Here is a 13,430-nt window from a genome sequence, read left to right on the forward strand (position 1 = left end):
TTCATGATTGAGACGTCCTCCACCATCATCGTTATTCCGTGCCTCAACGAGGAGCGCCATATCGGCGGCCTGCTAGGCAGGCTTCGCCCGGCTGCAAGGCGGCTTGGGGCCCGGATCGTCGTTACCGATGGCGGCAGCCGTGATGCCACGCGCGCTATCGTTTCCGGCGTTGTGGCACAAGACGACAATGTCGTGCTGATCGACAATCCCGCGCGCATCCAGAGTGCTGCCATCAACCGTGCGGTCGAGCTTTTCGGCGATGGTGTCGACTACCTGATCCGCATCGACGCCCATGGCGGCTACCCCGACGACTATTGCGACAGGCTGCTCGAAGAAGCGCTGGAAACCGGTGCGGATTCCGTCGTGGTTTCGATGCTGACTGAAGGCACCGGCACGGTTCAGCAGGCCGCGGCCGCGGCGCAGAACTCGAAACTGGGCACTGGCGGCTCCAAGCACAGGCATGGCTCGGCGGGAGAATGGGTCGACCACGGCCACCACGCCCTGATCCGCATAGCCGCGTTCCGCGACGTCGGCGGCTATGACGAAAGCTTCAGCCACAACGAGGACGCCGAGTTCGACCATCGCCTGCGTCAGGCCGGCTACCGCATCTGGATGAGCGGCAGCACCCGCATGACCTATTTTCCGCGGGCCTCCCTTGCCGGCCTGTTCCGGCAATATCTCGGCTACGGCCGGGGCCGGGCGAAGAACGTGCTGAAGCACCGGGTCATCCCCAAGCTCCGGCAGATGGTGCCGCTGATGGTGGTGCCCACGGCACTTCTGGCGAGCCTTGCCGTCGTCCACTGGATATTCACAGTGCCTTTGCTCGTCTGGGTGGCGATCTGCCTTAGCTATGGCGCGGCCCTTGCCTTGCGCGAAAGCAGGCCCGGGCTGGCGCTTGCCGGCGTGTCGGCAATGGTCATGCATTTCGCATGGTCGCTCGGCTTCTGGCTCCAGCTGCTCGGCATGCCGGCAGGAGGGCGAACCGCATGACCGGGATGCCAGGCATCGACATCTGCGTCTGCACCTTCAGGCGCCGCGAACTTGCCGACACGCTGCGCTCGCTGGCGGCGATGGACCTGCCCGAGGGATATCGCATCGGCATCGTCGTCGCCGACAATGACGAGGTGCCGAGTGCTTCGCCGCTGGTCTCGGAGCTTGCGCAGGACTTGCCGCTGCCGGTCCGCTACATCCATTGCCCGGCACGCAACATCTCGCTCGCCCGCAATGCCTGCCTCGATGCCAGCGCGGCCGATTTCGTCGCCTTCATCGACGATGACGAAAAGGCGACGGGCACGTGGCTGAAACGGCTGGTCGAGACCGCCCAGGCGACCAGCGCCGACGTGGTGCTCGGACCGGTCAAGGCGCGCTACGGGGCAGGGGCGCCGGGCTGGATGCAGGTCGGTGACTTCCATTCGACCTATCCGGTATTCGTCCAGGGCGAGATACGCACCGGCTATACCTGCAATGCCTTGCTCAGGATGGTTTCGCCCAGCATCTCCGGCCGCCGCTTCAGCCTGGCGCGCGGCCAGTCTGGCGGCGAGGACACCGAGTTCTTCGATCAGGTCCACGGCGCCGGCGGGCGCATTGCCTATGCCGCCGAGGCCTGGGTGGAGGAGCCTGTTCCATCGTCGCGTGCCTCGTTCGGCTGGCTCACCAAAAGGCGCTTCCGCGTCGGCCAGACGCATGGCCGGCTGCTCGGCTCGAAGCGCCCGGGCATGGGCCGGGTCGGCGAACTGGCTCGCGCCTCGGCCAAGGCCAGCTATTGCTTCGCCGCTGCAGGGCTGACCGCGTTCCAGCCGGTCAGCCGCAACCGCAGCCTGCTGCGCGGGGTCATGCATGTCGGCGTGCTCAGCGGGCTGGTCGGCGCACGCGAACTGCGCCTCTACGGCAACGAAGGAGGCCAGGATGCAGCCTGACGTCAGCTTCGTCATCGCCGCCTACGACGCCGAGGCGACGCTCGGTCGCGCCATCGACAGCGCATTGGCGCAGCGTGGCGTGACCGTCGAGGTGATCGTCGTCGACGACTGCTCGTCCGACGCAACGCTAAAGCTTGCGCGCTCTTGTGACGACGCGCGCGTCTGCGTGTTGGCGCTGGAGAAAAATCGCGGGCCGGGCGGGGCGCGCAATGCCGGTCTCGATGCCGCGCGGGGCCGCTGGGTCGCCGTGCTCGATTCCGACGACGCGGTGCTGCCGGGCAGGCTTGCCGCAATGATCACCCGAGCCGAACAGAGCTCTGCCGAGATGGCCGTCGACAACATCGCCGTGATTCGAGAAGACGGCACGCCGCCCGAGGTGATGTTTCCCGAGCGCTATCTCGAAGAACTGGCAGAACTCACGCTGGCCGACTTCATCGGCGGCAATGTCGTCTTTGAATCCACGTTCAATTTTGGTTACATGAAGCCGATATTCTTGCGTGAATATCTCGAGCGCCATGGCCTGCGTTATGATGAGGAATTGCGCATCGGCGAGGACTACATCCTGCTTGCCAGCGCGCTCGCCAATGGTGGGCGCTGCACCGTCGAACCTGCCGTAGGCTATGCCTATCATGTCCGCAGCGGCTCGATTTCAAGGGTTCTGGAGCTTCGCCACATCGAGGCGATGCAGCGTGCTGACGCCGCTTTCGAGGCATCCAGCACGCTCGACGACGAGGCACGAAAAGCGTTCACGCGACGGACGCGCAGCCTCTCTCAGGCTGCCTCATTCCTGTCACTGGTTGAGCACATCAAGCAGCGGTCGCCGCTCAAGGCGATCAGAACCGCCCTGGGGGACCCGGCGGCGGTTCGCCATTTGCGAATGCCGATCGCAGTCCGGTTGCGCCGGGTTGCCAGGCAGTTCGCATACCGGCCCGGCAAATGATGCGACAGCCGGGACGGCCAAGACCAAGACGAGGAGACTGAAATGAGCGAGAGGATTGGCACGATGAAGAAAGTCAGGAAAGCGGTGATCCCGGTGGCGGGGCTCGGCACGCGGTTCCTTCCCGCGACCAAGTCCATGCCCAAGGAAATGCTGCCCGTCGTCGACAGGCCCGTCGTCCAGTACGCCGTCGACGAGGCACTGGAAGCCGGCATCGAGCACATCGTCTTCGTCACGGGCCGCAACAAGGCGGTCATCGAGGACTATTTCGACCTTCATCCCGAACTGGTGGGCACGCTCGAACAGGCCGGCAAGGTCGAGCAGATCAAATCGCTGGAGAGCCTATTGCCCGTGCCTGGTGCCACCAGCTTCACCCGCCAGCAGGCGCCGCACGGGCTCGGGCATGCCGTCTGGTGCGCCCGTGACATCATCGGCGACGAGCCGTTCGCGCTTCTGCTGCCGGACATGGTGTCGTTCGGCAAGCGCGGCTGCCTAGCCGAGATCATGGACCTGCACGCCGAAACAGGCGGCAACGTCATTGCCGTCGAGCAGTGCGATCCGAGCGAAACCAACAAATACGGCATCGTCGGCAAGGGGCCCGATGTCGGCTCGGGATTCGAGGTGACGGCGATGGTCGAAAAGCCGGCGCCGGCCAACGCGCCGTCGAACTTCTACATCAACGGCCGCTACATCCTGCAGCCGGAGATCTTCAACCTGCTGGGCACCCAGAAGCGCGGCGCCGGCGGCGAGATCCAGCTGACCGACGCCATGGTTCGCCTTGCCGCGAGCCAGGCCTTCTTCGCCCGGCCGTTCAATGGCCGGATGTTCGACTGCGGGTCCAAGGAAGGCTTCATCCAGGCCAATGTCGCCTTTGCGCTGAAGCGGGCCGACATCCGCGACTCCGTGCTCGACGCCATCCGCGACATGGTCGCCGAGCACGATCACGTCGCTGCGGCCTAAAGCCATGAACCGTTGTCGAAGGCGGGCGAAACGGTTCGCCTTCGACGACATTTGAGATAACGCGTGCCCGATCGGCACCGCAGTTGCGTAGCTGAAGTCGGCTCCGCCAGAACCCATCGAGCGGCAGACGCTGCTCAGCAAGAACTGGAATGCAGATGAACTACGCCAGCTTTCCCTTCAACAACCGCATACCCGCGTCTCGCGAGGACCCGCGGGAAGGCAGCGACTTCATCGATCTCGAACGCCTTCTTTCCATGGCCAAGCGTCAGGCCAAGGTCGTCGGCGTCGGCGCAATCATCGGCCTGCTGCTCGGTCTCGTTTACCTCCAGACCACCCCGCCGACCTTCACCGCTTCCACCCGCGTGCTGATCGACGAGGGCATGAACAAGATGGTCGACGAGGTTTCGGCGACGCCGGTCAACATGCAGACCGACGCGGCGATCCTCTCCCAAATCGAGATCATCAAGTCGGCGCGCCTGGCCGCGGTGGTCGTCGACAAGGAAAAGCTCGACCAGAACCAGAATTTCATGCAGCCGCCGAAGTCATTGCTGTCGACCCTGGTGGGCTACGCACGCGGCTTCCTGCAGATCTTCCGTTCCGCCCCAGATGTTGCGGGCGGCGCGGAACTCACCGAAGCGCAGCGCAAGGCAATGGCGGCAGCGTCGCGCAAGGAGCAGGCGGTGGCGATGCTCCAGGCGGACATCATGGCCGAGCGCTCCGGCCGCAGCTATGTCATTTCCATGGGCTACCGCTCGCACGATCCGCAACTGGCGGCAGCCATCACCAAGGCCTATGCCGACGCCTTCGTCGCCGACCAATTGGACGCCAGTTTCGACGCCACCGAAAAGGCCGCCGTCTGGCTCCAGGGCCGGCTCGAGGAACTGCGCACGAGTTCGCAGAAGGCGGCACTCGAGGTCGAGAAGTTCCGCGCCGAGAACGGTCTTGCGGCGGCGCGCGGCGAAACCATCGCCGAACAGCAGCTGTCCGATCTCAATGCCCAACTGATCCTGGCCCAGGCCGACACCGCCAAGGCCCGGGCGCGCTACGAACAATACCGCACCATCGTCGAAAGCGGGCCGGAAGCTGCCGTCGGCAATTCGACCCTGTCGGCGGAAGAGGCGGGAAATCCGCTGATCTCCGAACTCAAGAAACGCTATTCCGGCGTGTCGAAGCGCGAGCAGGAGATTTCGGCCGGCTTCGGGCCCAACCATCCCCAGGCCGTGGCCCTGCGCAAGGAGCAGGCGGACCTGTCCAACCAGATTCTTCGCGAACTGAGCCAGCTTTCCGAGACCTACCGCAACGCATATGAAGTAGCACAGTCGCGCGAGACCGCGCTGCGCAACAGCGTGATGGAGGCGACCGGCCAGAACTCCAGCGCCAACCAGGCACAGGTGCGCCTGCGCGAACTGCAGCAGCAGGCGACCGCACTCAGCACGCTCTACCAGACCTTCCTGTCGCGCTATGAGGAGGCGTCGCAGCAGCGCTCCTTCCCGATCGCCAAGGTCAGGGTGATTTCGGAGGCGACGACGCCGCGCGGCCCGTCGAGCCCGCGAACCTCGATGGTATTCGGCCTGGCGCTCGTGCTCGGCGTCGTCATCGGTGCGGCCTTTGGCGCGCTCAACGAGTTCAACGAGCGCTTCTTCCGCACCGCCGAGGATGTGCGCGAGCGGCTTGGCGTCAAGTTCCTCGGCTATCTGCCGCTGCTCGGGTCGAGCGACGACAAGAAGGACGCGACCAAACCCGAGACGGGCAAGATGGGCACGCCGCCGCCACAGCCTCCGACGCGCGCCGCCGAGGCGGCGAAACGCAGGGCCAAGATGCGCATCGCCGTCGATGCCCCGGCCTCGATGTTCGCCGAGACGCTGCGCAGCACCAAAATCGCCGGCGACATCGTGCTTCAGGATGTGGGCTGCAAGGTAATCGGGATCATCTCGATGCTTCCGGGCGAGGGCAAGTCGACGGTCGCAGCCAATCTAGCCGGCCTGATCGCCAGCAATGGCGCCAAGACGCTGCTGATCGACGCCGACCTGCGTAATCCCGGTCTCAGCCGCAGCCTCGGCATCGATGCCGAGCAGGGGCTGGTCGAGGCGGTTGTCAACGACCAGAGCTGGCAGTCGGTGGTCAAGGTCGATCGCCAGACCAAGATGGCGATCGTTCCCGCGGTGGTTCGGGGCCGCTTCTCGCACACCAGCGAATTGCTGTCGTCCGCCGGCATGCGACGCTTCATCGACGATGCCAAGGCGACCTTCGACTACATCATCGTCGACTTGCCGCCGCTCGGCCCGGTGGTCGACGCCAAGGCGTTCGCGCCACTCGCCGACGGCTTCGTGCTGGTCGCCGAATGGGGTGCGACGCCGCGGCCGCTCGTCCGTTCGGCGCTCAACGCCGAACCCCAGATCGCCAGCAAGATCCTTGGCCTGGTGCTCAACAAGGTCGATCTCAAGAAGCTGCCGCGCTACGGCGCCTATGGCGGCTCGGAGCAGTTCCTGGAAAGATATTCCAGCTACTATGTCGACAAGAGCGAGCCCAAGGTGAAGGTCGCCAGCTGAGGCACGGAGCCCGCATGGGCCTCCCGAGAACCGGGACCGCCTTTCGGGGCGTGGCCTAGGAAAACAGCAGTCGGCCGCCCTTGTTGGCGATCCGCACCGCCGTCAGTCGGCCGGTCTTGAAGGCGCCGGTGTCGATGCCGAGCCGGCGGCCCTCGATGCGCGGGAAGTCGGTCGGCGTGTGGCCGTGCACCACCCAGCGGTCGAGCCGCCGGGACGCCTCGAAGAACTCCTCGCGGATGTAGAGAAGGTCGTCGTCCTTCTGGTCGAGGAGGGGCACGCCTGGCCGGATGCCGGCATGCACGAACAGGAAACGTTCCGAATAGGCCATGATCGGCAGCGAGCGCATGAACCGGATGTGGTCGCGCGGGATGTTGGCGCGGATATACTCGTCGAGCTTGCCGCTGCTGCCATAGAGTTCGGCAAGGTGCTCGGCATCGATGTCGTAGGAAAACAAGGCGCTGCGGGCCCCGGTGGCAAGCCAGCGTTCGAGCGAGAGTTTCCCGTCGAGATAGTCGAGGGCCTGGGCCTCGTGGTTGCCGATCAGGCAGATGCGCTCGAAACCGGCCGGCGGTGGGGCGATCAGGTGGTCGAGCACGCGCGCCGAATCCGGGCCGCGGTCGATGTAGTCGCCCAGCATGACGATCAGTTTCCGCCCTGGCAGCGTTGCCGCGTCGGCAACGATCTTCGCCTCGAGCGCGCGCAGCTCCCTGAAGCAGCCATGCACGTCGCCGACGGCATAGACGACCGTGCCGGACAGGTCGAGTTCGACCCGTTCGCGCCCCTGAGGCCGGTTCTGCTGTCGGAAATTCAGGAAACCCACCAGTATCTTGCCTCACATGCGTGCCGGCGCCGATGCCGAACCATCCAGGGCGTTCGACCCAAGCGACATTATAGCGGCAAGTATCATGGACAGGCATGCCACCCTGCCGACGGGTGTAAAAATCGTTGCCAGAATATTTCGGGTCCGACGAATGTCCGTGGCGTGAGATCCGCGATCGTGCGCTTGGCCGGAATCATCGCGGTCAGTTCGCCTCGCAGATGCCGAGAGGCTTCACACTTTAGAGGCATGATTCCGGAGGGGAAATGGTAGCGGGAAGTGGACTCGAACCACCGACCCCAGGATTATGATTCCCGTGCTCTAACCAACTGAGCTATCCCGCCAGGGTGGAGAAGGCTCGAAAAACTGTCTCGGAAGAGGCAGGCGTCGATGCGTTCGCCAAGGTCGGGCGGATATAATGTCTGGATGACGAACCTGTCAAGCAGTGACATTGCGCAATTCCGGATAATTGCCAAGGACGCATCGCCGGTTGCTATTCAGCCTGTTTGCGGTTGGTTTTTGGGCGGTATTGCTCCTGCGCCGGCCCGCAACTTTAATATGCACCGCATGATGGGAGCCTGGCTGTAGAGCGTGCGGTTAACGATCTTTGGCGTATGCTTGAGCCCGAGTGCATGCGAGCTAGGTGATTTTGGCGCAGGCTGCGGGGTTGAGTTAGAGAGGCTCGGACATTATGTCTGCCGACATAAATCCCCCTGGAAAGAGCCTGATGAATCCGCGTATTGCAGTTCTTGGATGCGGCTATTGGGGCGGTAATCATATCCGCACCCTGAAGTCGCTCGGCGCCCTTCATGCCGTCTCCGACGTCGACCCGGCCCGCGCCGAACGATTTGCCGCCGAGCAGGGCTGCCTTGCGCTGACGCCGGACGAATTGTTTGCCCGCGACGACGTCGACGCCGTCGTCATGGCGCTGCCGCCGCAGTTCCACGCCGATTTCGCGATTCGTGCCGTCGAGGCGGGCAAGGACGTGCTGGTCGAAAAACCGATTGCCCTGACCGTGCCCGACGCCGAGCGCGCGGTGAAAGCCGCGCGCGACAATGGCCGCGTGTTCATGACCGGGCACGTGCTGCGCTTCCATCCGGCTTTCGAAGGGCTCAAGGCGCTGGTCGACAAGGGCGAACTCGGCGAAGTCGGCTACATTCATTCGCATCGCCTGGGCCTCGGCAAGTTCCACGCCGAAAACGACGCGCTGTGGGATCTCGCTCCGCACGACCTGTCGATGATCCTGGCGATCACCGGCACAGCCCCGATCGAGGTGCGCGGCGAGGGCGCTGCAGTGCTCAACCACCTCAGCGATTTTGCCCACCTGCACATGCGCTTCCCCAATGGCCTGCGCGGGCACCTGTTTGCATCGCGCCTCAATCCGTATCGCGAGCGCCGGCTGACGGTGGTCGGGACCAAGGGCATGGCGGTGTTCGACGACGTCGAGCCGCAGGAGCGCAAGCTTGCACTCTATCGGCATGCGGTGTGGCGGGACGAAGGGCAGTGGACGTCGACGATGAACGAGCCGACCTATATCGCGCTCGAAAATGCCATGCCGCTGACGCGTGAACTCGAGCATTTCATCCATTGCATCCAGACGCGCGAAGAGCCGCGCACCGGCGCCGAAGAGGCGCTGGGCGTGCTGCGCATCCTGACTGCGGGCACGGTTACGCACGACTGAAGTGAGGGGAGTAGGGGAATAGGGGAATAGAGCAGTATTGCCCGGTCCCTTTTACTGCCTTACTCCCTTACTCCCTTACTCCCCTACTCCCCTACTCCCCTACTCCCCTACTCCCCTCATCACCCACCACCCGGCAAGGGCGAGAGCTGCCAGCCATACCGTCACGACGAAAGCGAGGCCTGCCAGGCTCCTGGGCTTGGCGTTGATTTCGGCTGCCTTGGCACGGAAGTCGGCCATCAGTTCGGGCGGGATCATGCGGATGACCAGCCAGATGCCCAATGGCACGATCAGCAGGTCGTCGAGATAGCCGAGAATCGGCACGAAGTCGGGAATGAGATCGATCGGGCTCAGCGCGTAGGCCGCCACGCAGGCGGCTGCCACGCGGGCATAACAGGGCGTCGACCGGCTGCGCGCGGCGAGGTAGAGGGCCACGACATCGCGCTTGAGGAGCCGCGCCCAACGCTTGGCCGCTTCCAGCACGGATATCGAGCTTATTCTGCGGCTATGGAGCCCGGCGTTGCCGCCAGCCGCGACAGCATCGCCTCGGCGTCGGCATGGCGTTCGGAACGTTCGATGAAACCGCCGCCGAAGACGCGTGCTTCGTTGACCTCGTCGGAATAAAGCACGCAGGCTTGGCCGGGCGCTATGCCCGACTCGCCATCGACGAGTTCGACCCAGGTCGCGCCGTCGCGATGATGCAGAACCACGGGGCGGGGCGGGCGCGACGAACGCACCTTGGCGTAGAGCTCGAGGCCGCCCGCGGGAACGGCAGACAGCGCCTCGTCGCCCAGCCAGTTCATGCCGCGCAGGAAGATCTTGTGCGTCTCCAGCGCCTCGCGCGGGCCGACGATCACACGGGCGCGTTCGGCGTCGATATGGACGACGTAGAGCGGTTCGCCGGAAGCGATGCCGATGCCACGGCGCTGGCCGATGGTGTAGCGCAGGATGCCTTCGTGGCGGCCAAGCACGCGGCCGTCGATATGGACGATGTCGCCGGGATTGGCGGCGGAGGGCCTCAGCTTGGCGATGATGTCGGTATACTTGCCCTGCGGCACGAAGCAGATGTCCTGGCTGTCCTGCTTGGCGGCAACCGTCAAGCCCATGCGCTCGGCTGCGGCGCGAACCTCGGGCTTGGACATGCCGCCGAGCGGAAAGCGCAGGTAGTCGATCTGTTCCTGGGTGGTGGCAAACAGGAAATAGCTCTGGTCGCGGTCGGCGTCGACCGGGCGATACAGCGCGCGATGGGCGCCATTCTGCCTGGAGCGGATGTAGTGGCCGGTGGCCAGCGCATCAGCGCCGAGCTCGCGTGCGGTGGCGAGCAGGTCGGCGAACTTGACCGTCTGGTTGCACGACACGCACGGGATCGGCGTCTCGCCGGCGACGTAGCTTTCGGCGAACGGGTCGATGACGGCCTTGCGGAAGCGCTCTTCATAGTCGAGCACGTAATGGGGAATCCCGAGCGTCTCGGAGACGCGGCGGGCGTCGGCGATGTCCTGTCCGGCACAGCACGAACCGGCGCGATGGGTGGCCGCACCGTGGTCGTAGAGCTGTAGCGTGACGCCGACGACGTCATAGCCTTCCTGTTTGAGCAGGCCGGCCACGACTGAAGAGTCGACACCGCCCGACATGGCTACAACCACGCGGGTGTCTTCGGGGCGTCCGGGCAGGTCCAGGCTGTTCATCGGGATTGCGTTCCGCTGTCTTTAGGTCGGCTGCATGCCAATGGCTGCAATATAGGTCAAGCCTCGCCGCAGTGCCACCCGAAGCGGTCTGGTCCACCTTTTTCGGCGGCAAACCCGCCAACTGGGCAGGTGGTTAAATTGCGGATTGAGAGTCTAACGTTCTGTTCACGTTCGTTACTTAGCTCTTAGGACACGCTTAGGCAATTTTTAAAGCTGTGGCGCTAGTGTGGCAGGTGATTGGGTCTTTGAGTTTTTAGTAGAGAGTACGATGACCGATCTGGTTAGACCGCGTGTCAAATATGTTATCGGGCCGGACGGCAGCCCGCTTACGATTGCCGATCTGCCCCCGACCAATACGCGCCGGTGGGTTATCCGCCGCAAAGCGGAAGTGGTCGCAGCGGTCAGGGGAGGGCTGCTCAGTCTCGACGAAGCGTGCCAACGCTACAAGTTGACGACCGAGGAGTTTCTGTCCTGGCAGGCTTCCATTGACGAATATGGCCTTGCCGGACTGCGCACCACGCGCATCCAGCAATACCGTCATTGACACCGGCCGTTACGGCCAACCAACAAGAAAGGGTGCGGCTTGCCGCACCCTTTTTCGTTTGAGCCCAGGCTTCCTGCAGCGTTAGAGCGCAAGCACTACCTTGCCCCTCGGTTTGGTGGCGAGGAAAGCGTGGGCTGCGCCTGCGTCCTCGAGCGCAAAGCTCTTGGCGACATGCACCTTGAGCTCGCCGGCGGTGGCCAATCGGCCAAGTTCCTCGAGCCCCTCACGATCCGGCCGCACCAGGATGCGCTCGAGCCGGATGCCCAGGGCCTCGGCGTCCGACTTCGCCTTCTCGCTGGGGTCGAGCAGGGCAACGAGCACGCCGCCCTTGCGCAGCACCTTGAGCGATTTTTCGGCATGCTCGCCGCCGAGCGGATCGAACACCAGGTCGACCTGCCCGGCCACGGCGACGAAGTCGCGAGATGTATAGTCGATCACCTCATCGGCACCGAGCGAGCGGACGAAATCGACCTTGCCCGGGCTTGCCGTGGCAACGACATGGGCACCGAGCGCCTTGGCGATCTGCACGGCGAGATGGCCGACACCACCGGCGGCAGCATGGATCAGGACGCGATCGCCGGCCTTGAGTTTTCCTGATGTCACGAGACCCTGCCAGGCGGTCAGTCCGGCGAGGGGGAGGGCCGCAGCCGAGGCATGATCAAGCGCTGCTGGCTTGTGTGCGACCTCAGTTGCCGGTGAGGTCGCAAATTCGGCATAGGCCGCGGCCTCCGCCGGGAAGTTGGGCATGCCGAAGACCTCGTCGCCGGGGGCGAAACCATTGGCGCCGGGGCCTACCGCCTCGACCGTACCCGAGACATCCCAGCCGAGCACAAAGGGCGGTTCGCCGAGCAGGGGGTAATAGCCGCCGCGCACGGCGGCATCGACGGGATTGACGCCTGCTGCCCTGACGCGGATCAGCACTTCGCCTGATTTGGGCTGCGGGGCGGGGCGTTCGGCAAGCTCAAGCACTTCTGGGCCGCCGACTGTGGCCTGGGTAATGGCACGCATGGGATTGTCCTCCTTGGGATGATGCATGTGCCACTATCAAATGGATAGTATCAATCGATTGTCGAGAATGTACCTCAATGATATATAGGTACCCCATGGATAGTGAATGCGCTCCCGATACCCCATTCGGCTACGACGCCTTCCGGCGTCAATGCATGTCGCACACCGTGCTCGAGATGCTGGCGAGCAAGTGGGTCTATCTGGTTGTCGGGGCGTTGAAGCCGGGCAAGCGGCGCTATGGCGAGCTGCAGCGCAAGGTCGAGGGCATCACGCCCAAGATGCTGACGCAGACGTTGCGCGTGCTGGAACGGGACGGGCTTGTCCGGCGCGAGATCTTCCCGGTCATTCCGCCAAAGGTCGAATATGAGTTGACCGACCTCGGCCGGAACCTGGCGGACCTGCTCAATCAGATCAGGGTGTGGTCGGAGCAGCACGCGCCCGATATTCGCGACGCGCGGGCAAGGTCGCTCGAAGGCGAACTCGTCGTGTAATTGCCGGCCGGGCGCTGCCGGGCCAGAATCTGTCTGAAGGAGCGGCTTGTCAGCCGATCATCGCGTTGCGGCCACCGGTCTCGGCCTCGCGGGTGGTACGGTCGCGCGATTCCAGCATTTCCGCCTTGGACAGCTCCGCTTCAGCTTCGGAGAGTAAGGATTCGGCAGCGGCGCGCTGTTGCGCCAGGTCATGCTGGGAGTTCTTCAGGTTGTCACGTCGTTGCCGCGCCGCCTTGGCGAAGGTCGGATAGGCGAAATGATTGAGATCGGTGATCCCCGCCTTCTTTTCCTCGGCGACGATCTGCATCTCGAGTTCGTTCGCCATCCGGTCGAACTCGGCGATCATCGAATCAAGCTGCATCAGCTGGCGGCGCTTTTCGTTCACCTGAAACTGCTTGAGCCTGACCAGGTTCTCACGTGATTTCATGACCCGACACTCCCGAACAACGAAAAACGCACTTGTACTCGCCTACTTTGGCCCCGAGGGACCCTGCCGCACCCGAACCGGTTCTGAACTCCCGGCTATGGAAAACAAACTTTTAAAGTTTTTCTCCGCCGGTAACCATTCGTTTACGGGCATCGTTAATCATACCCATCGAGACTTAAGGCCCGGTAAAGATTCTGGTTTTCGCCGCGAATGTGATCGGTCCTTCTCTGGAGCGCTTAGTCAACCTAGTTAATGCGTCGCGTTAAGATGTTGACCGTGTGATTCATGTTTGGATTCAAGAGGGTGTATGCGCCGGTTAAAATTTCTGATATGGTCTTCCATACGAAATTAGGTTTTGTTAACCATTCGATGGCAGCCTCCGATTCAGTAGCACTGGGCCGGTATGGACGAGACCGCG

Annotated in this window: 13 protein-coding genes and 1 tRNA gene; 8 read left to right on the forward strand and 6 right to left on the reverse strand. The window is 63.7% G+C overall.

Going from position 1 to position 13,430, the window contains the following annotated elements; translation table 11 throughout:
- Positions 1–3 precede the first annotated feature (3 nt).
- The 5 genes from CO731_RS11550 to CO731_RS11570 all read left to right on the forward strand — a co-directional run bounded on the left by CO731_RS11550 (position 4) and on the right by CO731_RS11570 (position 6,362).
- Positions 4–990 (forward strand): glycosyltransferase family 2 protein, encoded by a 987-nt coding sequence (locus CO731_RS11550; RefSeq protein ID WP_108607223.1) that lies wholly within the window; start codon positions 4–6, stop codon positions 988–990.
- Entirely contained in the window at positions 987–1,916 is a 930-nt protein-coding gene (locus tag CO731_RS11555; protein ID WP_108607224.1) for a glycosyltransferase family 2 protein, read from the forward strand. The genes CO731_RS11550 and CO731_RS11555 overlap by 4 nt, the downstream gene beginning before the upstream one ends.
- Positions 1,906–2,856: a glycosyltransferase family 2 protein gene (locus tag CO731_RS11560; RefSeq protein ID WP_108607225.1), complete on the forward strand. Its 951-nt coding sequence runs from the start codon at positions 1,906–1,908 to the stop codon at positions 2,854–2,856. The genes CO731_RS11555 and CO731_RS11560 overlap by 11 nt, the downstream gene beginning before the upstream one ends.
- A 63-nt stretch (positions 2,857–2,919) precedes the next feature.
- Entirely contained in the window at positions 2,920–3,813 is an 894-nt protein-coding gene (locus tag CO731_RS11565) for a UTP--glucose-1-phosphate uridylyltransferase (RefSeq protein WP_108607226.1), read from the forward strand.
- A gap of 155 nt (positions 3,814–3,968) precedes the next feature.
- Positions 3,969–6,362 (forward strand): polysaccharide biosynthesis tyrosine autokinase, encoded by a 2,394-nt coding sequence (locus CO731_RS11570; RefSeq protein ID WP_108609779.1) that lies wholly within the window; start codon positions 3,969–3,971, stop codon positions 6,360–6,362.
- 55 nt (positions 6,363–6,417) lie between these two features.
- Here CO731_RS11570 and CO731_RS11575 read toward each other — a convergent pair whose 3' ends face one another.
- A complete protein-coding gene (locus tag CO731_RS11575) occupies positions 6,418–7,182 on the reverse strand; it encodes a metallophosphoesterase family protein (protein WP_245439737.1) in 765 nt (254 codons plus the stop codon).
- Between the two features lie 264 nt (positions 7,183–7,446).
- Positions 7,447–7,523 (reverse strand) — tRNA-Met (locus CO731_RS11580).
- 383 nt (positions 7,524–7,906) lie between these two features.
- Here CO731_RS11580 and CO731_RS11585 point away from each other — a divergent pair.
- Entirely contained in the window at positions 7,907–8,860 is a 954-nt protein-coding gene (locus tag CO731_RS11585) for a Gfo/Idh/MocA family oxidoreductase (protein WP_108607227.1), read from the forward strand.
- 99 nt (positions 8,861–8,959) lie between these two features.
- Here CO731_RS11585 and CO731_RS11590 read toward each other — a convergent pair whose 3' ends face one another.
- Both CO731_RS11590 and mnmA read right to left on the reverse strand, forming a co-directional pair.
- Entirely contained in the window at positions 8,960–9,346 is a 387-nt protein-coding gene (locus tag CO731_RS11590) for a DUF1232 domain-containing protein (protein WP_199914626.1), read from the reverse strand.
- Positions 9,347–9,351: 5 nt separating this feature from the next.
- Positions 9,352–10,542, reverse strand: coding sequence for a tRNA 2-thiouridine(34) synthase MnmA (gene mnmA / locus CO731_RS11595; protein WP_108607229.1), 1,191 nt, complete (start codon positions 10,540–10,542; stop codon positions 9,352–9,354).
- Between the two features lie 268 nt (positions 10,543–10,810).
- Between mnmA and CO731_RS11600 the strand changes: the two genes are divergently transcribed.
- A complete protein-coding gene (locus tag CO731_RS11600) occupies positions 10,811–11,086 on the forward strand; it encodes a DUF1153 domain-containing protein (protein WP_013529904.1) in 276 nt (91 codons plus the stop codon).
- 81 nt (positions 11,087–11,167) lie between these two features.
- On the opposite strand, the gene CO731_RS11605 is transcribed toward CO731_RS11600, so the two are convergent.
- Positions 11,168–12,094, reverse strand: a complete 927-nt coding sequence (locus CO731_RS11605) for an NADP-dependent oxidoreductase (RefSeq protein ID WP_108609781.1) — start codon at positions 12,092–12,094, stop codon at positions 11,168–11,170.
- Between the two features lie 155 nt (positions 12,095–12,249).
- Here CO731_RS11605 and CO731_RS11610 point away from each other — a divergent pair, with 155 nt between their 5' ends.
- Positions 12,250–12,585 (forward strand): helix-turn-helix domain-containing protein, encoded by a 336-nt coding sequence (locus CO731_RS11610; RefSeq protein ID WP_245439739.1) that lies wholly within the window; start codon positions 12,250–12,252, stop codon positions 12,583–12,585.
- 49 nt (positions 12,586–12,634) lie between these two features.
- On the opposite strand, the gene CO731_RS11615 is transcribed toward CO731_RS11610, so the two are convergent.
- Positions 12,635–13,012 carry a flagellar export protein FliJ gene (locus CO731_RS11615; RefSeq protein WP_108607231.1) on the reverse strand — a complete coding sequence of 126 codons (378 nt, stop codon included), beginning with the start codon at positions 13,010–13,012 and terminating at the stop codon, positions 12,635–12,637.
- Between the last annotated feature and the right edge of the window lie 418 nt (positions 13,013–13,430).

Origin of the sequence: Aminobacter sp. MSH1, from assembly GCF_003071665.1 — a bacterium.
Lineage (GTDB): Bacteria > Pseudomonadota > Alphaproteobacteria > Rhizobiales > Rhizobiaceae > Aminobacter > Aminobacter niigataensis.